Source organism: Marinobacter sp. AC-23, from assembly GCF_001858325.1.
Classification (GTDB): Bacteria; Pseudomonadota; Gammaproteobacteria; order Pseudomonadales; family Oleiphilaceae; genus Marinobacter.
Window position 1 is genome coordinate 47,349 of the sequence record NZ_MBPP01000078.1, and the last position, 21,930, is coordinate 69,278.

The following is a 21,930-nucleotide window of genomic DNA, read 5'->3' on the forward strand; positions in this document are numbered from 1 at the left end:
TGTCTCCGTTAAACGCTGACCAGGCCGGTAAAGCCCAGAAACGCCAGTGACATCAACCCTGCGGTAACCATGCCAATCGCTGCGCCCTGGAACGACACAGGCACGTCGGCCACGGCAATGCGCTCACGCATTGCCGAAAACAGCACCAGCACCAGCGAAAAGCCGGCAGCGGCACCAAAACCGTAGAGTACTGATTCAACGAAGTTGTTGTTTTTATTAAGGTTAAGCAATGCTACGCCGAGTACGGCACAGTTAGTGGTGATCAGTGGCAGGAAGATTCCCAGTACCCGGTAGAGCAGGGGGCTGGTTTTACGCACCACCATCTCGGTGAACTGAACCACCACCGCAATAACCAAAATGAAGGTGATGGTTTTCAGAAACGCCAAATCCAGAGGCGCCAGCAAGTAGGTGTAGGCAAGATAGCTGCACACTGAGGACAGAGTCAGCACAAATGTGGTGGCCAAGGACATACCTATGGCTGTTTCCAGCTTGCCTGAAACCCCCATAAAGGGGCACAGGCCGAGAAACTGCACCAACACGAAGTTGTTCACCAAAATGGTGCTGACCAATATCAGTAAATAGTCTGTCATGGTTGCGTCATCAGCGCGCCTTGCCTTGATCTTTGTTTACATCACCCGCATGCCAGGGGTCGAGCCTGAATCTGGCGATAGGAGGAAGATATCCTTGCCACCTGGGCCCGCCGCCAGAACCATGCCTTCCGACATGCCGAACTTCATCTTCCGGGGCTTGAGGTTGGCTACCATTACAGTCAGGCGCCCCTCAAGATCCTCAGGGTTGTAGGCAGACTTAATGCCAGCAAACACGTTGCGTTCGCCGTGCCCCACATCAAGTGTAAGGCGAAGAAGCTTGTCGGCTCCTTCAACATGGTCTGCTTTGAGGATCTTAACGATCCGTAGATCCACTTTCGCGAAGTCATCAAATTCTATTTCATCGGCAATGGCTTCACTTTTTTCAGGTTCGGCCGGTTTGCCAATTGCCGCAGGCATTTCTTCTTTCGAGGCATCCAGCATTTTTTCGATTTGCACCATGTCCACTCGGTTCATCAGCGGCTTGAACTTATCGATTTTGTGGTTTTCCAGGCGCGCGCTGCGGTTGTTCCAGTCGAGCTTCGTGTTCAGGAAAAATTCGGCGGCTTTGGCGGTTTCCGGTAGAACTGGCGCAAGGTACGTCATCAGCAGCTGGAACATGTTGAGGGCGTTGGTACAGATGGCCTGTAGATTTTCGTCCTGACCTTCCTGCTTGGCAATCACCCACGGCTGCTCATCATTCACATATTGGTTAGCTATGTCTGCCAACTCCATGATGCGGCGCATGGCACGGCCAAACTCACGGGCCTCGTAGAACTCTTCCAGCTCTTTACCGGCATCGACAAACTCCTTCAGTTTATCGTGCTCGGTTACGTCACCCAGTTTCCCGTCGAAACGCTTGGTAATGAAACCAGCACTGCGGCTGGCAATGTTGACCACTTTGCCTACCAGGTCCGAGTTCACTCTGGCAGCAAAATCCTCAAGGTTGAGGTCCATGTCGTCCACGCCCCCGGTTAGCTTGGCGGCGAAGTAATAACGCAGGTATTCCGGGTTCAGGTGATCCAGGTACGTGCGCGCCATGATGAAGGTGCCGCGGGATTTGGACATCTTCTTGCCATTAACCGTCACAAATCCGTGTGCCCAAACAGCTGTTGGCGTGCGAAAGCCTGCATCGTAAAGCATCGCTGGCCAGAACAGAGCGTGAAAGTTGATGATGTCCTTGCCAATAAAGTGGTACACCTCAGCGGTGGAATCTACCTTCCAGAAGTGTTCAAAATCGATGTTTTCCCGATTACACAGGTTTTTAAAGCTTGCCAGGTAGCCAATGGGTGCATCGAGCCAAACGTAGAAGAACTTGCCCGGCGCATCGGGGATTTCAAAGCCGAAGTAGGGCGCATCGCGGCTTATGTCCCATTCCTGAAGGCCCGCATCTAGCCACTCAGCCAGCTTGTTGGCCACTTGGGGTTGGAGTGCACCACTGCGTGTCCACTTGCTTAGAAAATCTGCAAACTCCGGCAGTTTGAAGAAGTAGTGCTCCGACTCCTTCTCAATAGGCGTGGCGCCGGATACCGCAGAGCGCGGGTTGATCAACTCGGCAGGTGTGTAAGTTGCGCCGCAAGCCTCGCAGTTGTCGCCATATTGATCGTCAGTTTTGCACTTCGGACAGGTGCCCTTGATAAACCTGTCCGCGAGAAACATGTTCTTCTCTGGATCGAAAGACTGAGTGATCTTACGGGTCGCAATATGGTCGTTATCCTGCAATTGACGGTAAATATACTCGGAGAAATAGCGATTCTCTTCCGAGTGAGTCGTGTAGTAGTTGTCAAAGCGAATATTGAAACCGCTGAAATCTTGCTGGTGCTCTTCACGAATCCGGTCAATCAGCTGCTCGGGGGTAATGCCCTCACGCTCAGCACGGAGCATAATGGCAGTACCATGGGCATCATCGGCGCAAACGTAGTAGCAGTTGTGGCCTCGCATGTTCTGATAACGCACCCAGATATCCGTCTGAATGTATTCCAGCAGATGGCCCAGGTGAATGGGGCCATTGGCGTAGGGCAGGGCGCTGGTAACCAGAATATCGCGCTGTTGCTTTGAACTCGCTTGCGTCATGGTGTGTCCGAACCTTTCGTCAGATAAGGGTTGTATGGTCAGAAACGGCCCCAGATGATACCTTTTGAACAGATAATTTTCACCCGAAACACCTGTTTTCATGCTGAAAAGTCAGTATGAGCTACGCCCGGAGAACGAGATGACACAGATTTCAGAGCAGGCCCTGCAGGCAGCGGTTCGTGAATACCGAGACCCGTACCTGGAAAAGGACCTGTACGACCTGGGTGCTGTAAAGTCGCTGGTGGCCGACGAAGCGGGCAAAGTAACCCTGATGGTGGAGTTACCCTACCCCTCAAAAGGCATTGCCGGCGGCCTGAAACAACTGGTCACCAATGCACTGGAAAACGTGGATGGCGTTACAGCCGCAGACGTTCACGTGGGCCAAAAAGTGCACTCCTACAAAGTCCAGAAAGACCTGCCATCTGTTCCCGGCGTGAAAAACATCATTGCCGTTGCCTCTGGCAAAGGCGGCGTAGGCAAATCTACCACCGCCGTTAACCTGGCCCTGGCACTACAAGCCGAAGGCGTCCGCGTCGGGGTGCTGGACGCCGACATATACGGCCCCAGCATCGGCATGATGCTCGGTGTTCCCGAAGGTAAGCGCCTGATACACGGGAAGAAAAATACTTCGTGCCCATGGAAGCCCACGGCCTCCAAACCATGTCCATGGCCTTCGTAACCACCGACAAAACCCCCATGGTATGGCGCGGCCCCATGGTTAGCGGCGCGGTCATGCAACTCCTGCAGCAAACCCTGTGGAACGAACTCGACTACCTGATCGTCGACATGCCCCCAGGCACCGGCGACATCCAGCTCACCCTGGCCCAGAAAGTCCCGGTGACCGGTGCCGTGATCGTCACCACCCCCCAAGACATCGCGCTGCTCGATGGCAAGCGAGGCATAGAAATGTTCCGCAAGGTCGACATCCCAGTACTGGGTGTTGTGGAAAACATGAGCGTGCACATCTGCAGCAACTGCGGCCATGAAGAACATCTGTTCGGCGAAGGCGGCGGTGAACGCATTGCAGACGAGTACGAAACAACCCTTCTGGGCCAACTGCCGTTGCACATGACCATCCGCGAACAAACTGACAGCGGCCAACCCACGGTAGTGGCAGAGCCAGATTCCGAAGTCGCCCGCCGTTACAGCGACATCGCCCGCCGAGTTGGGGCGGAGCTTTCAACAAGGGAGCGCAACCTGAGTGGCTCTATCTCAAGCATGTCCGTAAAGTCGCATTAAGACAAAGGTGGTTTGCGCGGCGGGTCGCACATGGATGTGCTTGTAGCGGTTTTTGAACCGCCTTTTCTGTGTCTGCAGCCCCAAAGTTCAAGCGGCTTGAAATCACATCGCGAAGCTTCGACAGAGCTCAGGCGAACAGGTAAACTACGCCCCAATTTTCCCCAGTGGCTACGAGACTTCACCCATGAGCATCAAATCCGATAAGTGGATTCGCCGGATGTCCGAACAGCACAGCATGATCGAACCATTCGAAAGCGGTCAGGTTCGTGAAACGGATAGAGGCAAGGTCATCTCCTACGGCACCTCCAGCTACGGCTACGACGTACGTTGCAGCAACGAATTCAAAATCTTCACCAACGTACATTCAGCCACCGTCGACCCCAAAAACTTCGACGAAAAAAGCTTCGTGGACTTCACCGGCGACGTATGCGTTATCCCGCCGAACTCCTTTGCCCTTGCACGCACCGTGGAATACTTCCGTATACCCCGCAGCGTACTCACCATCTGCCTGGGCAAATCCACCTACGCACGCTGTGGCATCATCGTAAACGTCACTCCGCTTGAGCCCGAATGGGAAGGGCATGTGACCTTGGAATTTTCCAACACCACCAACCTGCCGGCCAAAATTTACGCCAACGAAGGCATCGCCCAGATGCTCTTCTTCGAGTCTGACGAGGTTTGCGAAACCAGCTACAAAGACCGAGGCGGCAAATACTTCGGCCAAACCGGCGTGACCCTCCCAAGGACATGAACGCCAACCAGTTTCTTAAAGCGGTTTCACAGCTACAGGGATGGCGCGAGTGCGCCTTCCTGCTGGCTCTTGCCGAGCGCTCATTCCCCAACTACGCGTTGTTTGCCGAAGCGGTTGACCTGAAAACCGGCGGCAAGATGCATCAGATGCTGGATGGCGCCTGGGGCATGCTCCAGGAAGACGTGCCAGAAACGGCTATTCCACAACTGTTGGCAAAACTGGAAGCCCTTTCTCCCGATGTAGAAGCCTATGATGCCTACGGCGTATACCCGGCGTTTGATTTTTGCCAGCTTTTGGAACAGGCACTGCTCAACCGCCTGAATCCCTCAAAACACCGAGCCACAGAGGCCTCACAACTGGCAACCGGCACGGTAGTGAGCTTTATTGAGCTGTCCGAAGGTGAGGGTTTGGAAGAGTACGAGTTGGTTCGCCTGCTTGATTCTCACCCCTTGATGAAAGAAGACAAAGCCTTTCAGCGCGACTTGGTGCTTGCCCTTAAACGCCAACGTACGCCAATAGAACAGTTCATCACAGAGATTCGGGAAGCCGCCGTAAATGAGGGTGTAAGCAATCTTGGCATCTCGTTGGCGGACTGATGGTTCCTTGGTGCTCTGCCATACACTTTTGTAATATCCGTTAAATGTTCAGAACTGGTTGGATGGATGTAATCCCATGAAACTCTCCACGTTTGGTCGCAAGTTTACGGCGGATGCCGGCATAACCTCGTTGATGGATGACTTGGGCAACGCCATGGCATCTGGCGACGACATGATCATGATGGGCGGCGGCAACCCGGGGCACATCCCTGAGATTCAGGCGCGGGTGCAGGAAATTCTTGGTGACTTGAGTCGGAGCGAAAGCGACGTTCGCCGACTGGTGGGTGTTTACGATCCGCCCCAGGGCGAAAAGCAGTTTATTGCCTCGCTGGCAGACCTGCTCAGCCGTGAATACGGCTGGGATTTGAAGCCAGAAAATATAGCGCTTACCAATGGCAGTCAGGCCGCTTTTTTCATGTTATTCAACATGTTTGGTGGCGACTACGGAGAAGGCCAGCGCAAGCACATATTGCTGCCATTGGCGCCGGAGTACATCGGCTACGCAGACGCTGGCATCGAGCCGGGCCTTTTTCATGCGGTGCAGCCAGATATCTCATTCACCGATGCTCACGAATTCAAATACCGTGTGGATTTTGATGCGGTAGAGGTGACTGGGGAAACCGGTGCCATCTGTGTCTCCCGGCCAACCAACCCGACCGGCAACGTGGTTACCGATGAAGAGCTGGCCCGTTTGGAGGACATGGCGCGACAGTACAACATACCGCTGATTGTAGACGGAGCCTACGGCACGCCTTTCCCGAGCCTGTTATTCGTAGATGCGAAGCCCACTTGGAACGAGCAAATCATCCTGTGTCTAAGCCTGTCCAAACTTGGCCTGCCTGCGGCCCGTACGGGAATCGTTATTGCAGCAGAGCCAGTGATAAAGGCGCTGTCTGGAATAAACGCCATCATGAATCTGGCCACCGGTAGCTTTGGTGCCATGCTTGCCGAGCCGCTGGTTCGTTCTGGCGAGATCTTATCACTGAGCCGGGATGTGGTCTGCCCGTTTTATAAGCGAAAAATGCAGCTCGCAGTGGCGGCATTTCGTGAGGCGATGGGCGAGGATAGCTGCCGTTGGTACGTGCATAAGCCAGAGGGTGCCATGTTCCTGTGGCTGTGGTTCCCTGATTTGCCCATTACCAGCTTAGAGCTTTACCAGCGGCTAAAAGCCCGTGGTGTGCTGGTGGTTTCAGGACACTACTTCTTCCCGGGGCTGCCGGAGGACGGCTGGAGGCATCGCCACGAGTGCCTGCGTGTGACCTATTCACAGGACGACGAGCGTGTGGCACAAGGGCTACGACTGATTGCGGATGAAGTTAAGGCCGTATGGGCTGAGGTGGATCGGGAGGTTTAACCTCCTAGGTCCACGCTCTTGAGTTTGAGTTCGTACTTGCTGCCGTCAGGCTCAACTTGAAGCAGGCGCACCAGTACATACTCGTTGTCGGGGTCAAACCACATCAGGGTCTCGCGTTTGGAGTTTTCGCGAACCTTCTCGGCCTTGAGGAGTGATGACTGGCCACCATCGGATCTGCTGGCATCGTCATTCACAACGGCAAACCGCTCGCTATCAATCTTGCCGCGATCCAGAACCTGGTATTCCATCTCCCGTTTGCCGTTAAGGATGTCTTGGTGCAGTTGCACCTGAAAGCCGAGAGGGTCGAGAATGCCTTCTTTCAGTTCTACCTCGAATGGTTTACCTCTGTACTTTCCTGTGGCCACTTTGGCGTTCCAGTCAAAATCGATAGACTGCTCTCTGTCCTTGATAAGAAAGCCAGATAGGCGATACCTGTACCTGAGTGGAATAACTTGGCCGTCTTCCCATTTAAGAATCAGGGACTCATCCAGGTCGGCAATAAAAGATCTCACCTCAGTGCGGTACAGCCACACATTGTTGCCTTGGGACGTAAGCGTGCGCTTGGCGCCACCATTCAGGGATACCCCCTTTTCCATGGAGGCACCATAGCTGACTTCAAAGGGAAACAGGTCGGGGATTGGCTCTGCCTGCGCGGCACTGCCCAGTAGCAGCGCCAGCATGCACAGAAGACTAACTGCAGTGATTCGGCCTGTCTTTAGGGAGGGCGCAATCAGTTGAGCTGGAAGCATTTCTTTGACCTCGAATCCTTCATGTAGGTTGAAAGTTTAGCGGGTCAGCAGATCTCGTGTGGTGACAGTCTGTTAAGGTGCGATTCAATTGTCCGGGAGGCGCATGGGGGCTTTCATAACCTGACCGTCGAACAGCACGTAATCACTTCCTAGCTGGATCCGGCCTTCACAGAGCCAACGTACGACAATCGGGTACAGTAGATGTTCTTTGCGTTGCACTTTGTCTGCGAGGGTTTCGCTTGAATCGTCAGGCGCTACCGTCACCTCAGCCTGGGCGATCACCGGGCCACCGTCGAGTTCTTCGGTTACGAAATGAACAGATACGCCATGGGTCCGGTCGCCGGCATCGAGCGCTCTTTGGTGGGTATTCAAGCCGGTGTATTTTGGTAGCAGTGAAGGGTGAACGTTTATCAGCTTGCCGCGAAACGCACGCACGAAATCCGGTGTTAGGATTCGCATGAATCCCGCCAGTACAATCAGGTCGGGGTTGTGGCGAAGGATGTGAGCCATGAGTGCAGCGTCAAACTCTTCTCGGGAGCCAAATCCCTTATGGTCAACAACAAAGGTTTCAACGTTTGCCTGGGCTGCGCGCTCAAGAGCAAAAGCTTTGGCTGATTGCAGCCCAAAGCAATAACCTGGCCTGGAAAATCCCGTTCACGGCTTGCGTCTACTAAGGCCTGAAAGTTTGTCCCACTGCCGGAGGCCAGCACCAGAACTTTGGGTAGGGTCGGTTGATCTGCTTTCATTCTGACAGGAGCCCCGGCGCATAACGCACCACTGCATCTTCTTCTGTGTTTTCAGCACGCTCAATCACGCCCACTTGCCAAGCATTCTCGCCCAGAACCTTCAGGGCATCCAATGCCAGATCTTTCTGGTCTTCTGGAACGCAAACAACCATGCCAATACCGCAGTTAAAGGTGCGGTACATTTCTTCGCTGGCAACGCCGCCGGCATCCTTAAGCCATTGGAATACTGGGGGTAACTCCCAGCTTGTGGTGTCGATGGCTGCAATCATGCCTTTTGGCAGAACCCTGGGGATATTTTCTGGTAAGCCGCCGCCCGTAATGTGGGAGAGCGCGGTTACATTCACTTGGCGGATCAGCTGTAACACGTTTTTGACGTAGATCCGTGTGGGGGCCATCAGAGCGTCTGCCAGAGAGGTGTCACCGATAGATTGATTAAGGTCGGCGTTGCTGACTTCGAGAATCTTGCGAATCAGCGAGTAACCGTTGGAGTGTGGGCCTGAGGATGCCAGTGCCAGCAGCGCATCGCCCGCCCGGACGTTGCTGCCATCTATGATTTCGCTGCGTTCCACCACGCCCACACAGAAACCGGCCAGGTCATAATCTTCGCCTTCATACATGCCCGGCATTTCTGCCGTTTCGCCACCCACCAGTGCACAGCCGGCCTGTTCGCAGCCTTCGCCAATGCCTGCAACCACGTTTGCGGCTATATCGATGTTCAGCTTGCCAGTGGCGTAGTAGTCGAGGAAGAATAGCGGCTCTGCGCCGCCCACAATAAGATCGTTAACGCACATGGCGACCAGATCAATACCAATGCTGTCATGTTTTTTGAGTTGCATGGCCAGTCTTAGCTTGGTGCCTACGCCGTCGGTGCCTGACACCATAACCGGCTCTTTGTATCCGGCGGGAATGGCAACCATGGCACCAAACCCGCCAAGCCCTCCTAAAACCTCGGGGCGCCGGGTGCGTGCGGCGGTTTCCTTAATACGGCTAACAAGTTCATTACCAGCGTCGATATCAACGCCGGCATCGCGGTAGGTCAGGGAAGGCTTCTGTTCGCTCATGGGGATCTTAACCGTTTGGCCAGTGGGTCAGGCGGCGGATTTTAGCAGCTATTATTGCATATCGGAAACCTGAGTCGGCTACTCAGGCTTCGGGGCATGGTGTATCCTATGCGCCATTCATGCGAACTGTAGGGTATTTCATGCCAGTATCAGACCAGACCCCGGGTTTTAAGCCGCTGCAGGCCCTATGGCTTGCCGCTTTTCTTGCCTTAATGTTGGCCATACTGCCTGCTCCGGCGGCTGCCGTAACGGTGTCCGGGCTTTACTCTGTTGAGGTTCCGGTATCTGGCTCCGGGCCGAGTGCTCTCGCCCAGGGTTATGCAGATGGTCTGGCTCGGGTCTTTGTGCGGATTTCGGGCACCCGTGAGGTACTTGCGTTAGACGGCGTGTCGGCTTTGCTTGCAGACGCAGAATCGCTATTACTGTCTTATCAGGTGCTTCGTGGTGCTAATGGCAAAAACCGGCTGAGCATGGCGTTCGGCGCTGTGGGCGTCAACCGGGCTCTGGCCTCGGTTGACGCGCCTGTATGGGGGGCAAATCGCCCTCTTACCTTAGCTTGGGTAGCGGTAGAAGATCGCGGTGTTCGCGAGCTCGTTACAGGCAATGGTGAAGGCCAGGCTGCGGGTGGTGGAAGCAGCAATTGGTCAGCAGCCTTTGCCGTTGCGGCCCGAGAGCGGGGCCTTCCGGTTACGCTGCCATCAACGGAGTTCAGTGGCAACAGGGAATTGTTATCAGATATCTGGGGACAGTTTACCGGGCGTGTGCGCAAAGCGTCTGAAGGCGTGGAACACGATGTTCTTGCTTTGGTTCGGGTGAGTCGGTCAGGTGGTCAATGGCGTGCAGGCTGGGTGTTTGAAGGTGCCAAACTTAACAGCAGTGAAGAGTCGGTGAGCGCCGATACCCGGGAGGCACTGGCACAGACACTGGTTAATCGTTGGGCAGAGTTGTATGCCGACCGTTACGCTGTTGCGGCGGGTGAGGTGGGTGACTTGCCTCAAGTTGATATCGTACTGCGTGGCGTAACGTCTGTTTCGGACTACGGCAAAGCCAGCCAGGTTCTTGAGGGCCTGACTCCCGTGGTAAACGTTGGCGCGTCTCGAGTTAAGGGGGAGCAGTTAACGTTCACGGTGGCATTTTCCGGCGAACTGGATCAGCTTAAACAGTATATTGCTCTGGATTCCCGTTTTGTACCTGTTGAAGGGGAGCCGCAGGATGCGCCGCGTGCACTTTCGGGCGCGCCGACGGCCTCTGAAAAACCAATCCAGGCGCAAGCCGAGACGGCTCAGGGTACGTCAGAGAGCGCTCCGGAAGAAGGCGCAGGGGCTGGTGCTTCTGAGCAGGCTGCGTATACCTACCAGCCCTCTCCCGTAGACGAAGAGGAAGCGGAGCAGGCCTTTGAGTCGCTTTATCAAGTGCTTTATTACCGCTGGCAGCCCGCGCCGGTTATCGAGAATGATGGCGGTCAGTAAGCCGCCATTGGAGGCAGCTCTGTGAAGTCACACACTTGGCGCTGGATTCCCAATGCGCTAACGTTTGTGCGCATTTTGCTGATCGCTCCTTTCGCCAGAGCCTTACTGGTCCAGGAGTATCGTCTCGCTTTGCTTATTTTCGCTGTCGCGTCGGTTACAGACGGTCTTGATGGTTTCCTGGCACGGCATTTCAATTGGCGTTCACGGTTTGGTGCGGTGGCTGACCCTTTGGCGGATAAAGCCCTGTTGGTTACGGCCTATCTGATGCTGACATATACATCGGTGCTGCCCTTATGGTTGTTTGCATTAGTGCTCGGGCGGGACCTCTTGATTGTTGGAGGTGCGCTTGTTTATCACTATTGCATCGGCCGTTTTGACATGGAACCCAGTGTGCCCGGGAAGTTGAACACCCTGGTTCAGGTTCTCGTGATTCTAGGCATCATTGTTATTTTGGCCGGCTTGCCCGTGCAGCCTATATGGCTGGAGGTGGGAATCTGGCTGGTTGCAGCATCCGCTGTGTTCAGCGGCAGCCATTATATTGTGATATGGGGTGCACGGGCATGGAGGTCCAGGCAGTCGTGAGCGCTTCTCAACTGGTTCTTGGTGTCAGGCTTCGGGACGACGCACGTTTCGACAACTTTCATGGTGACCGCAACCGGAACGCAGCGTTGCGATTGTTGTCGGTGTTCAAGCAACCAGCAGCGCTGCCGGTAATCGTGGTATGCGGTGATTCGGACACTGGCAAAAGTCATCTGCTTCAGGCCGCCTGCCATCACGCGGAAGCTGAGGGTAAAACCGCTGTCTGTATCAGTATCGCTGAGTTGGAACAGTTTGGGCCAGAAGCCTGGCGGGCCTGGATGCCATGCACCTGGTCGCACTCGATGATTTGGACAGAGTGGCCGGGAAAGCCGACTGGGAAGAGGCGGTGTTCCATTTGTATAACCGGCTGCACGATGGCGGTCATATGTTGGTGGTAAGTCTTTCGGAGGTTCCAGGGTCGCTGCCTTTTGTGTTGCCCGACCTGGTTTCCAGATTGCATCACGGGCTTACCGTGCAGCTGGGAATCTATCGGGATGATGATCGGCTGAGGATTCTTATGGCCCGCGCTGAACAGCGAGGGCTAACAATGACGGACGACGTTGCAGGTTTTATCATGCGCCGGGCGCCCAGGCGTCTCGGAGACTTGTTGAGTATTCTCGATACCCTGGATGAAAACTCTTTACAGGCGCAGCGGCGGCTCACCATTCCGTTCGTTAAAACAGTCATGCAGTGGTAAGAATAAAAAGCCAAGCACCGCAAAACACAGAAACAGCACTCAAACGATAAGGCGCTGAGTAAAGTGCCAGATGGAGACACGACATGAGACGGGTAGTATTCAACCAAAAAGGTGGAGTAGGGAAATCCAGTATTACCTGCAACCTGGCAGCGATCAGTGCCGCACGGGGCAAACGCACGCTGGTGGTTGATCTGGACCCACAGGGCAACTCGACGCATTATCTGCTGGGTAAGCCTGCCAGTGAGCTTGAAGACACAGTGGCAGATATGTTGGAGCAGACGGTGGCATTCAAGGTGTTCAACCGGCGTCCAGATGAGTTTGTTCATGCTTCGCCGTTTCGAAACCTCTTTGTGTTGCCTTCCAGCCCTGAGCTGGATTTTCTTGAGCGCAAACTGGAAGCAAAGCATAAAATTTACAAACTGCGGGAAGCCCTCAAGAAGCTGGGCGAATCATTTGAGGAGATCTACATTGATACGGCACCGGCCCTTAATTTTTACACCCGCTCGGCACTTATAGCTGCTCAGCGCTGCTTGATTCCGTTCGACTGTGATGATTTTTCCCGTCAGGCACTTTATAGTATTCTCAATGAAATCCGTGACCTGCAAGAAGATCATAACGAAGAACTTGTGGTGGAAGGTATTGTTGCCAATCAGTTTCAGCCCCGAGCGACTCTTCCAAAAAAATTGGTCAAAGAGTTGATAGCCGAAGGCCTGCCGGTTTTGCCTGTGCGCTTGTCTAGCTCTGTAAAAATGAAAGAATCCCATCAATGCCGGCAGCCGCTTATTCACATGGCGCCGAAGCACGGACTTACACGACAGTTTGAAGATCTATATCGCGTACTGAATGGCGAGGCGGTAGAGCTTGAGCCGCTGGCGGATTGAGACAATACGTTTATGACAGATTCAGGTGACATTTTGGGGCAGGTTGCAGATTGCCTTCTGGGTATCGAGATGGAGCTTCGCAAGCTTGATCTGTGGGAGGCCGAACGCCCGCCTGAGAAGGCCTTCCAAAGCACCGAGCCCTTTAGCCTCGATACGTTGATGTTTAACCAGTGGGTTCAGTTTGTGTTTCTTGAACGCATGAAGTTGATCGTTGAAAACGGGCACCCTTTGCCTTCGGTGTCAGGCGTTGCGCCCATGGCAGAAGAATACTTTCGTGGTCGCCCCGAATCAGGACTGGCTTTGATTCGGGAGCTTTATGCTATTGATCAGTTGTTGTCAGGTAGCTGATAACTTCTATTGGCTGCTGATTGCTTGTATTAATCCAAACGCATGGAGAGGTCGATGGCCTTGACGTCTTTGGTCAGCGCGCCAATGGAAATATAGTCGACACCGGTTTCCGCAATGGGAACCAACGTATCCGCGTTAATGCCTCCCGAAGCCTCCAGCTTTGCTCGCCCTTCGTTTATGGCGACCGCCGTGCGCAGGTCATCTATAGAAAACTCGTCAAGCATGATGATGTCAGCACCGGCACTAAGAGCCTGCTCCAGCTCTGCCAGATTTTCGGTTTCGACCTCTACGGGTTTGCCAGGTGCAATTCTGCGAGCTTCATTAATTGCGCTAGCAATAGACCCGCAAGCCGAGATGTGGTTTTCCTTGATGAGAAAGGCATCCCATAGGCCAATTCTATGGTTGTCGCAGCCGCCACAGGTTACCGCGTATTTTTGGGCAAGGCGCAATCCCGGCAGAGTTTTTCGAGTATCCAGAAGGCGTACACCTGTGTGAGCCACTTGAGCTGCGTAGCCTGAGCAGTTTGTTGCCACCCCTGAAAGGGTTTGAAGCCAGTTTAGCGCGGATCGCTCGGCAGTGAGCAGGCTTCTTGCCGGCCCTTTCATGCGAAACAAAACCTGGTCGGGGGATACCGAATCGCCATCCCGAACCAGCCACTCCAATGACACGGAGCTGTCCACCTGGCGAAACACTTCGTCTACCCACTGGCGTCCCGCTATTGTTGCCTGCTCCCGCGTAATGACGCGCCCCGTAGCCTGTTTTTCCTGGGGGATAAGCTGGGCCGTTATATCGCCGTCGCCGATGTCCTCGCGCAGGCTCCCAGCAACGGTTTCGATTCGAGACTGGCGTAGGCGTTCAGTGAAATTCATGGTTATGCATCCGCTTGTGTCTGGGCCAGAGGGGCCTGAAATATTCCGGGGCACAATTCTATAGTTCGCCAGCGGTTTCGCCAAATCCTGCTGGAAGTGTGATCTGAGTCCAGTCTACACAAAAGGTGACAAATTCTGACACAAGGTGACGCAGACAACTCGTATGATGTGTAATCAGAGTAGTGTCAAACCTATGGCCAAGCATTTTACATGATCTTGGTCGGGAGCCGTTGAATGAAGCAGGATAACAAGGTTGTCAGTTTTTCCGGTCAGAAGCCGTTTTCCCGGTTTGATCTGCCTCCGGCCCTTGTTCGCTTGCGTGATACCTCTGGCCAAGCTCTAAAGAGTGTTCTTGGGCGTTTTTTTGAACGTGCTGACGACGCCTTGTTTGAGCTGGCCGACCGCGCTGGCTCCAATAAGGATCAGACCGTTTATTTTGACGCCATGCGCGAACTAAGGTTGCGGCGCAAAGCTATGGCAGTCTCCGTACTGCAATACGTCAGCCAGGCATTTAACGATATTGGCCAGTTCCGGCCTCGGCACTCAAGCGGGGCGCTGGATGAAGTAGATCAGGACTCTCTTAGCTTGGTCGAGCATTCAGATCTGGAGCAGCAGGTTGCTGTTGATAATCTGATTAATAAGCTGCGTAACCGCTATCAAGACCCAATCCAGCTTTTGTCGTTGCGGGTAAATCACTTGGTTCCCGGCGTTGAGCTGGCAGAAAACCAAATGCCTCTCAGCCCGGAAGTTATTTGCACAGGCTTGGCGGAGGCCTGCGCAGATCTGGATATCGATATCCGTGCCAAACTGGTTGTGCTGAAGCTGTTTGATCGCTTGCTGGCAGATACGCTTGGTGATTTTTATCAGGACGCTAACCGCACGCTGATTTCGGAAGGCATTTTGCCAGATGTTAAGCGGCCACAGGCCCGTTCACCAGGGGGGGCTCGACCGCCAGGTCGGCGACGTCGGCCCCCGTGCCTCCAAGCTCTGTGCAGCACGGGGCAGGCAGTGAGACCGGCGAGACGAGTGGCAGCCAGAGCTATGGCTATGATCATATTCCGGGTAATGTTCCTTATGCGACGTTTTCCGAATTGAGCGCGCTCCTGCACCAGAAAGGCAACCCACAGGCAACGGCCGATCAGGCCGTTGGGAGTGGCACCTACCTCGATACGGATCGGTTGATGGCTCGTCTTAGCGAGGCGCAAGCCTCGTTTGGCCAAACGCAGGGTATTGAAATGGCCTCGTTCGACCAGCAGCTTCAGTCCGTGCTTCAGGTGGCCAACGGGCAAAAGGCCAATGTCGGCCAGGTAGACAGTGATGTGATCAACCTGGTGTCTATGTTGTTCGATTTCATACTCGAAGACCGGCAATTGCACCCGGTAATGAAGGCGCTCATCGGGCGCTTACAGATACCTGTATTGAAGGTTGCCCTGAGCGACAAAACCTTCTTTAACCGCGGTGGCCACCCGGTTCGTAAGTTGTTGAATGAGCTTGCACTATCTGCCATTGGCTGGAGCGAAAAGCGTGCAGGTCAGCGGGATCCTTTGCATGAAAAAATAGGGTCTGTTGTGGATCGGGTGCTCAACGAGTTTACCGATAACGTATCGCTTTTTGATGAACTGCTTAAAGACTTTTGCCATTTTACGGATCTTGATCGCCGCCGCGGGGAGCTCGTAGAGCAACGACTGCGGGATGCTGAAGAGGGCAGGGCGCGCCAGGAGCGGGCAAGCCATGCTGCTGAGTCACTGGTTAAGGATTTCACCGCCGAGCGAGATGTTCCTGCGCCTGTTTTTGAGATGCTTAGCGAAGCCTGGACAAGATATTTGCAATGGGTGCTGTTGCGGGAAGGCGAAGAAAGTGAGCGCTGGGCCGACGCGAGTGAGCTTACAAGGCACCTTGTCTGGAGTGTGGATCCGCAGCCAGTTGAAGCGACCACTCGAAGTGAACTGCTTAGAGCTATACCGGCTATTGTTGACGATTTTCGCATAGCTCTTCAGGAGATATCCTGGGATCCGTTTGCCACAGATGCGGCTGTGCGCGATCTGGAACTGGCCCACGTTGACGTGTTTCAGCGTTTGGCGACGGCACCGGCTCAGGCTGAAAGAGATTCTGAACGAATAGCTGCAGTGGCGATTACCGAAGAGCTAGAAGTGGGCGTGACAGAAGCAGGCGAAGCTGAGTTAGCACCGCTTGTCATTCCAAAGCCTGTTGCTGAAGCGCCAGCCCTGGACGAGGCAGAATCAGTTTCCCAGCAATGGTTGGATCAAACTGACAACCTTCGGGTTGGGGCCTGGGTTGAGCTAATACGTGAAGAAACCAAGCTGCGCTGTAAGCTGGCGGCGTTTATCAAAGCTACTGGCAAGTATATTTTCGTCAATCGCAGTGGCGCGAAGGTTGCTGAGTACCGCCGCCAGGAGCTGGCTGCTGAAATGGCGAGTGGGGTCGTCAGCATGCTTGATGATGGGCTTATCTTCGACAGAGCGCTGGAATCCATCATTGATAACCTGCGTAGCAATCGCAAGGATTGATCCGTGGTAACAGGCCTTGCTTTGTGATTCAATCAAACCACAACGTAATGCTCTGATAATCATGGATTCATCTTGCCCCATTCAGCCTCTGACAAATCCGGTGCGACCGTTTACGGCGAAGACTTAAAAACTCTTCGTGAGACAGGACGCCTTTCGTCTGCCCGCTGGTGCTCGTCGCCGAACTATGGCCCCCGACCAGAAGGTGTGAATATAAGCCTTCTGGTTGTGCACAGTATTAGCCTTCCTCCCGGTCAGTTTGGCGGAACCTATATTGAGCAGTTTTTTACGAATTGCTTGAACCCCGCCGACCACCCGTATTTTTCAACCATTGCCGATATGCACGTGTCCGCCCATGCCCTGATTCGCCGGGACGGAGCTGTGGTGCAGTTCGTCAGTCTGTTGGAAAGAGCCTGGCACGCCGGGCGATCGAGCTTTCAGGGGGTTGAGGAATGTAATGATTTCTCCATCGGAATTGAGCTTGAGGGCGCAGATGACATTCCTTATACCCCAGAGCAGTATCGGTCGCTGGCTATTCTCACAGACGTGATTCGTTCAGCCTGGCCGGCCATTACCCGTGATCGGATTGTCGGCCACTGTGATATCGCGCCCGGCCGCAAGACGGATCCCGGTCCAGCGTTTGACTGGCAAGAATTTTGGGAATCGCTACTGTCTACCCAGCTGGGCAAGCCCTGCGGTGCACAGCCTCTTAAAGGAGCTGAGTGAATGATTTTGGTGGTCTTCCTTATTGCTTACCTGGTACGGCGCCGTCTCGACAACCTCAACGTGGTTTCCAGCGATGAGCTTTGGCGGCGCTGGTTTCATCAGGGAAGCGTTGTTAAAGCTGGCGGTGAATCAGGCACCTTGAGGGGCCTGGTGTTTGTGGCTGTGCCGGCATTTTTGGTAGCGCTGAGTGTCTATGTTGTGGCGCTTTATGGCTGGCGGGTAGCAGCTATCCGCTCGAAGTTCTTGTGCTTGTACTGATGATGGGTACACCTGGCTGGCGGCAGTCGGTGGAGCCTTATGCGCAAGCCTGGCAAAACGGTGACATGCAGGCGGCGTGGCATCATGTGCAGGAGCGTCTACCGGCCAGCGAGCGTGGTGCAGCAGTGTCACCCGAAACCATGCACCTATCCTTGTCCAAGGCGCTTATGCTGGCTGTGTTTCAGCGCTTCTTCCTTGTGGCTTTCTGGTATGCGGTGGGCGGTATTGGCCTGGCAATCTTTGTGCGCGGGCTTGTGGCCCTGGCAGAGCAATGGCCCCAGGCGGCTGCGAGGCCGCGGTATCTAAAAGCCTGTGAGTGGGTTAACTGGATACCCGTAAGGTTGCTTTCAATCACCTTCGGAATCGCCGGCGATCTGTCGGGTTGGCTGGGAGAATCCAAGGCGGCTATTACCGGTGTCACAAAAAAGACCTCAGAGGTGCTCATGATTTCTGCTAACGGGTCGTTAACCGGGTATGCACTTGATCCGGCCCGTTTTTCCCGGATTCATCCGGATGAATGGGCCAGTTTTGGTGGACGAAGCCTGAGCGCGGTGAGAGACCTGCTTAACCGGAGTATGCTGGTTTGGATTTGCCTTTTGGCGCTATTGGTTATTGCAGGCGTTGTCTGAGTAATCAAGTGGTAGGAATTAGCGCTCAAGTTTTACAGCGTTCAGGCGATAACAAAAAAAAGAACATGAATTCAGTTTTTTTGTGTTTATAAAAGAGAGAGCCGATGTGAAGCAACTCATTAATCCCGCAGTAGCACTGATGAACCGGTTGCCGATGCTGTACAAGTTCAGCCTTATAAGCATCCTGTTCCTCTTACCGATTGGTGGGTTGTCCTGGCTTGTGATGACTGAGCTCAATCGTTCAGTTGCGACCATGACTCGCGGTGTTGAAGGCTTGGAACAATTGCATCACATTGATCGCCTTGTGGATGCTTCTATGGACTACCGGGATTACAGAGCGCCGGCAGTGATTAAAAACGAAAGTGCCATCAAGACTCTCTCAGATAAAGCCGCTAGCGAAATAACGTCGGTTTTGGACACTTTAACGGCTCAGACACGCTCGTTTGACGTATCTGGGGCTTGGGCTGATCAAGTCGAGGGCCTCAAGTCTGACTGGCAGGATCTTCGTGCAGATGATAACTACCAGACCAACTTTGATCCTCAGTTCAAGTATTTTCAGGAATTTGTCCAAAAGGCGCTGGCGCTGCTTCCAGCCACTATAGAGACATCAGGGTTGGGCCAGGGAGCTTCAAGGGAAAACCTGCTTATTCTTGGGCTTATTCGTGAAACCCTGCCGGAAGCCCGAAGTGTGATCGGACAGGCACGCTCCTATGGCATGTTTGCATTGGTTGAAGGCCAAGTAGGTTACGCGCTCAGTGAAAGCTTTAACGAAATTTACGATGGCTTGACCAACCGTAGTTCGCTGCTTTCGCCTGCACTCACATTTGCCGCCGATGCCTCTCCGGCACTGGCATCTCAGTCGGGTAATGCGCTCGAAAAGGTTGATGAAAGCCTTCTGAATGTCCGTGAATTGCTTGACGTAAATATCATCACACCCATGCGGCTGGAGATGACTTGGCAGGAATATGATTCGCGTATTTCTGCATCGCTGGCAAGCTATGGTGAGTTGAAAGACGCAGCGTTTGATGTGATTGGCACCAATCTAAACGCCAGGCTGGAGCAGGAAGTGAGTCAACGCCGCCTCATCGTAGTGGCGCTGATTGTGGTACTGCTGTTTGTTGTGTACCTCTATATTGGCTTCTTTATGTCTGTGCGCACAGCCATAAATCGCTTCAGTGAAGCGGCTCGCAAGGTTGCTGCAGGAGATATGACCACTCGTATTTCACTTGATAACCGCGATGAACTCGGCGAGCTGACCGGTGAGTTCAACAATATGACGGATCGAATGGCTGATCTGATTCGCTCTGTAGGCCAGACAACTTCTGAAGTTGACCAACAGGCTGCGCGAGTCAAGGATACGGCTGCCGCCAACAGCGATGCAGTGGCGCGCCAAATGGCAGAGAGTGGCCAGATTAATGAAGCCATGAACCAAATGGTTGAAGCTGTGAACGAGGTTACAGAGAGCGCTCACCGGGTTGCAGACAGCGCTACAGCAGCTGAACAGGATACAGAAACCGGACGCGGCGTTGTGTCGGATACAGTGGAAACCATTAACCGGCTGGCGACTGAGATTTCCGGTGCTGTGGATGTCATCAATCGGGTGAGTGCAGACAGCGACAACATAAGCCAGGTTCTGGTGGAAATAAAAGCAATAGCTGGTCAGACCAACCTTCTGGCGCTTAACGCTGCTATCGAAGCAGCCGCGCGGGCGAACACGGCCGTGGTTTTGCGGTTGTTGCCGACGAAGTACGCTCTTTGTCCCAGCGCACCCACAAGTCTACCGAAGAAATCGAAGGCATGATTTCACGGCTTCAGAGCGGCGTGAAAGATGCAGTAGCGGCCATGACCAATAGCCGTGATGTGACTCAGGCAACCGTTCAGAAATCCGGAGAAGTAACCGAAGCATTGACCCGGATTGCCAATGGTATTTCGGTGATCGTGGACATGAGTCACCAAATTGCCCAAGCAGCGGAAGAACAGTCTGCCGTATCCAAAGACGTGAACGTCAGCGTTGCTCAAATTGGTGAGCTGGGTACATCGACTGCGGCTAACGCTGAAGAAACACTGGCCTCATCCCGGCAGATGTCGGAGTTGACCGCATCTCTGCAAAAGCTCGTTGAGGCGTTTAAAGTCTGAAGCCGGGCTAAATGCCCGACTTCTTCTGATCCCACAGAATTTCTTCAGCACCATCCTGGCGCGCTAACACCCTTGAAGCTACAAACAACAAGTCTGATAAACGGTTCAGGTACTGGCGCCCTAGGGAGTTGATTGAATCCTCATGGCTGAGCGCAACCACCACACGTTCCGCACGGCGGCAAACGGCACGTGCTAAGTGACATTGAGCCGCAGCAGGGCTTCCTCCGGGCAGGATGAAGTTCTTCAGGGGTGGAAGAGGTTCGTTCATTTCATCCAGCAGATTTTCCAGCCAGCTAATGTGCTCGTCATTGATCGCCTTGCTTCCTGGAATCGCAAACTCACCACCTAGGTCAAATAGGTGATGCTGAATGCGGCGCAAGGATTCCAGCATGTCATCGTCATTGTCCAGAGTTTCAATCAGCAAGCCGATATGGCAGTTCAACTCATCGGCCATGCCCATGGCCTCAACGCGCTGGGCATTTTTGGCAATACGATTGCCATCGGCCAAGCCGGTAGTGCCGTCGTCACCGGTGCGGGTGTAAATTTTGGAAAGGCGATTGCCCATGAGGCGCTCCTTATTGGTTAGATGCTGATTAGTTAAGAGCTGATTGAATAAAAGCGTTATAAAGCTTTTATTCGTTCGGACAGCATTTGGTTTACCGGCGTGGCAATGCTATGGCGCTTGCCACACTGCACCAGATAGCCGTTGATAAAATCGATCTCGGTTTTACGCCCTGCCATAACATCTGCACGCATGGACGACGTATTGCTGGCGGTACTCCTCGCCACCGTTTCAATACGCTCCCGCAGAACTTTTGGCGCAATAGCCTCCGACGTTTCCGCTTGAAGCAAAACAGATATCTCTGAGCAAAGCCCGTCAATATTCTGCTGAAAAAAAGGTGAGTCCAGAATGTCACCGTTAGGACAGTCGAGCAGAGCCGTAAACGGATTGATCCCCGCGTTTATCACCAGCTTCTGCCAGAGTCTTTGCAGGATGTTCTCTTCAGCATGAACCCTCAAACCGGTCTCGGCTAACCGTTGCATGACACGTGTTGTGTGTTCAGCGGCAGAAGCTGTGAGTGCACCTACCCAAGTATCACCAGCCCCGCCATGAACCAACACATCAGGGGAGGGGCGGTTGGCTCCTTCAGTGGTGCTGGCTGCGAGAATCGGCCTTGATGGCCAGCGCTCGGCAACTGTTTGTTGGCTGCCCAGACCGTTTTGAAATAAAACAACAGGTGTGTTGTTCGGAATGTGAGGTAGCCAAGCTTCCAAAGCCGCGAGCGTATCTCCAGCTTTCGTTGTTACGAGCAGAAGCCCTACATTCTCAGCTGACTGGAGCCAAGGCAAGACTACATGGGAGCGAGTATCACCGGTGTCTGGCGAAGCCTTCAGGAAAGCCTCCCCGAAACCTTGTGGAGCCATGGATGGCGGAACAGAGCGTACAAGGATGTATTCACAGCGTGTTTCGGGGAGGCTTTCCTGAAGGCTGAAGCTTCTCCCAAGCTGATAACTCTCAGACGGATCGCACGACAGGCGAGGCAGGAAACCACAGCGAGCAGAAGGCAAAAGGGCGGCCCAAAGCCGCCCCAAAGAACCCGCTCCAAGAATGGCGATCTGCTCGCCACCCCCGGAACGCTCACCCACAGATACCATA

At 53.9% G+C, this 21,930-nt stretch carries 17 protein-coding genes and 5 pseudogenes; 14 read left to right on the top strand and 8 right to left on the bottom strand.

All coding sequences use genetic code 11. From position 1 onward, the window contains the following. Nucleotides 1-8: 8 nt before the first annotated feature. Together rsxA and metG are read right to left on the bottom strand one after the other, a co-directional pair. Nucleotides 9-590, bottom strand: a complete 582-nt coding sequence (gene rsxA / locus BCA33_RS18330; protein ID WP_071268119.1) for an electron transport complex subunit RsxA — start codon at nt 588-590, stop codon at nt 9-11. Nucleotides 591-626: 36 nt separating this feature from the next. Continuing rightward, nucleotides 627-2,660, bottom strand: coding sequence for a methionine--tRNA ligase (gene metG, locus BCA33_RS18335; RefSeq protein WP_071268256.1), 2,034 nt, complete (start codon nt 2,658-2,660; stop codon nt 627-629). Between the two features lie 139 nt (nt 2,661-2,799). On the opposite strand from metG, the pseudogene apbC reads away from it, so the two are divergent. The 4 genes and pseudogenes from apbC (at nt 2,800) to BCA33_RS18355 (ending at nt 6,600) form a co-directional block, all read left to right on the top strand. Next, a pseudogene (apbC, locus tag BCA33_RS22375) lies at nt 2,800-3,899 on the top strand (iron-sulfur cluster carrier protein ApbC). Nucleotides 3,900-4,083: 184 nt separating this feature from the next. After that, the gene (gene dcd / locus BCA33_RS18345) at nt 4,084-4,650 is read left to right on the top strand and encodes a dCTP deaminase (RefSeq protein WP_071268121.1); all 567 of its coding nucleotides are present in this window, start codon (nt 4,084-4,086) and stop codon (nt 4,648-4,650) included. After that, entirely contained in the window at nt 4,647-5,246 is a 600-nt protein-coding gene (locus BCA33_RS18350; protein WP_071268123.1) for a DUF416 family protein, read from the top strand. Before dcd ends, BCA33_RS18350 begins: the two co-directional genes overlap by 4 nt. Before the next feature lie 76 nt (nt 5,247-5,322). Then, nucleotides 5,323-6,600 carry a valine--pyruvate transaminase gene (locus BCA33_RS18355; protein ID WP_071268125.1) on the top strand — a complete coding sequence of 426 codons (1,278 nt, stop codon included), beginning with the start codon at nt 5,323-5,325 and terminating at the stop codon, nt 6,598-6,600. On the opposite strand, the gene BCA33_RS18360 is transcribed toward BCA33_RS18355, so the two are convergent. The 3 genes and pseudogenes from BCA33_RS18360 to purM form a co-directional block, all read right to left on the bottom strand. Continuing rightward, nucleotides 6,597-7,349 (bottom strand): DUF3108 domain-containing protein, encoded by a 753-nt coding sequence (locus BCA33_RS18360; RefSeq protein ID WP_071268127.1) that lies wholly within the window; start codon nt 7,347-7,349, stop codon nt 6,597-6,599. The genes BCA33_RS18355 and BCA33_RS18360 overlap by 4 nt on opposite strands. A gap of 84 nt (nt 7,350-7,433) precedes the next feature. Further along, nucleotides 7,434-8,095: pseudogene (purN, locus tag BCA33_RS18365) on the bottom strand (phosphoribosylglycinamide formyltransferase). After that, a complete protein-coding gene (purM, locus tag BCA33_RS18370; protein ID WP_071268129.1) occupies nt 8,092-9,156 on the bottom strand; it encodes a phosphoribosylformylglycinamidine cyclo-ligase in 1,065 nt (354 codons plus the stop codon). Before purM ends, purN begins: the two are co-directional and overlap by 4 nt. A gap of 140 nt (nt 9,157-9,296) precedes the next feature. On the opposite strand from purM, the gene BCA33_RS18375 reads away from it, so the two are divergent. From BCA33_RS18375 to BCA33_RS18395, 5 genes and pseudogenes are all read left to right on the top strand, one after another. Next, complete coding sequence (locus BCA33_RS18375; RefSeq protein WP_071268258.1) at nt 9,297-10,625, top strand: DUF2066 domain-containing protein; 1,329 nt, start codon at nt 9,297-9,299, stop codon at nt 10,623-10,625. Between the two features lie 21 nt (nt 10,626-10,646). Then, on the top strand, nt 10,647-11,207 hold the full coding sequence (locus tag BCA33_RS18380; RefSeq protein ID WP_071268131.1) for a CDP-alcohol phosphatidyltransferase family protein: 561 nt from the start codon (nt 10,647-10,649) through the stop codon (nt 11,205-11,207). Next, nucleotides 11,186-11,901, top strand: a pseudogene (hda, locus tag BCA33_RS22945) (DnaA regulatory inactivator Hda). Before BCA33_RS18380 ends, hda begins: the two are co-directional and overlap by 22 nt. A gap of 83 nt (nt 11,902-11,984) precedes the next feature. Continuing rightward, nucleotides 11,985-12,782, top strand: coding sequence for a ParA family protein (locus BCA33_RS18390; RefSeq protein WP_071268133.1), 798 nt, complete (start codon nt 11,985-11,987; stop codon nt 12,780-12,782). A gap of 12 nt (nt 12,783-12,794) precedes the next feature. After that, nucleotides 12,795-13,130, top strand: a complete 336-nt coding sequence (locus tag BCA33_RS18395; protein ID WP_071268135.1) for a YqcC family protein — start codon at nt 12,795-12,797, stop codon at nt 13,128-13,130. Nucleotides 13,131-13,159: 29 nt separating this feature from the next. Here the strand turns inward: BCA33_RS18395 and nadC are convergent, their stop codons facing one another. Beyond that, nucleotides 13,160-13,999, bottom strand: a complete 840-nt coding sequence (gene nadC / locus BCA33_RS18400; protein ID WP_071268137.1) for a carboxylating nicotinate-nucleotide diphosphorylase — start codon at nt 13,997-13,999, stop codon at nt 13,160-13,162. A 234-nt stretch (nt 14,000-14,233) separates the two neighbouring features. Here nadC and BCA33_RS18405 point away from each other — a divergent pair. The 5 genes and pseudogenes from BCA33_RS18405 to BCA33_RS18420 all read left to right on the top strand — a co-directional run bounded on the left by BCA33_RS18405 (nt 14,234) and on the right by BCA33_RS18420 (nt 20,273). After that, nucleotides 14,234-16,527 (top strand): annotated as a pseudogene (locus BCA33_RS18405) (DUF1631 domain-containing protein). Nucleotides 16,528-16,599: 72 nt separating this feature from the next. Further along, complete coding sequence (gene ampD, locus BCA33_RS18410) at nt 16,600-17,250, top strand: 1,6-anhydro-N-acetylmuramyl-L-alanine amidase AmpD (RefSeq protein ID WP_071268139.1); 651 nt, start codon at nt 16,600-16,602, stop codon at nt 17,248-17,250. Beyond that, nucleotides 17,251-17,508: a hypothetical protein gene (locus BCA33_RS22385; protein WP_254774605.1), complete on the top strand. Its 258-nt coding sequence runs from the start codon at nt 17,251-17,253 to the stop codon at nt 17,506-17,508. Continuing rightward, on the top strand, nt 17,496-18,137 hold the full coding sequence (locus BCA33_RS18415) for a histidine kinase (protein WP_254774607.1): 642 nt from the start codon (nt 17,496-17,498) through the stop codon (nt 18,135-18,137). Before BCA33_RS22385 ends, BCA33_RS18415 begins: the two co-directional genes overlap by 13 nt. Nucleotides 18,138-18,243: 106 nt before the next feature. Further along, nucleotides 18,244-20,273, top strand: a pseudogene (locus BCA33_RS18420) (methyl-accepting chemotaxis protein). 7 nt (nt 20,274-20,280) lie between these two features. Here the strand turns inward: BCA33_RS18420 and BCA33_RS18425 are convergent. Beyond that, nucleotides 20,281-20,838, bottom strand: coding sequence for a cob(I)yrinic acid a,c-diamide adenosyltransferase (locus tag BCA33_RS18425; RefSeq protein ID WP_071268141.1), 558 nt, complete (start codon nt 20,836-20,838; stop codon nt 20,281-20,283). A 56-nt stretch (nt 20,839-20,894) separates the two neighbouring features. Continuing rightward, on the bottom strand, nt 20,895-21,929 hold the full coding sequence (locus BCA33_RS18430; protein ID WP_083394826.1) for a ketopantoate reductase family protein: 1,035 nt from the start codon (nt 21,927-21,929) through the stop codon (nt 20,895-20,897). Between the last annotated feature and the right edge of the window lies 1 nt (nt 21,930).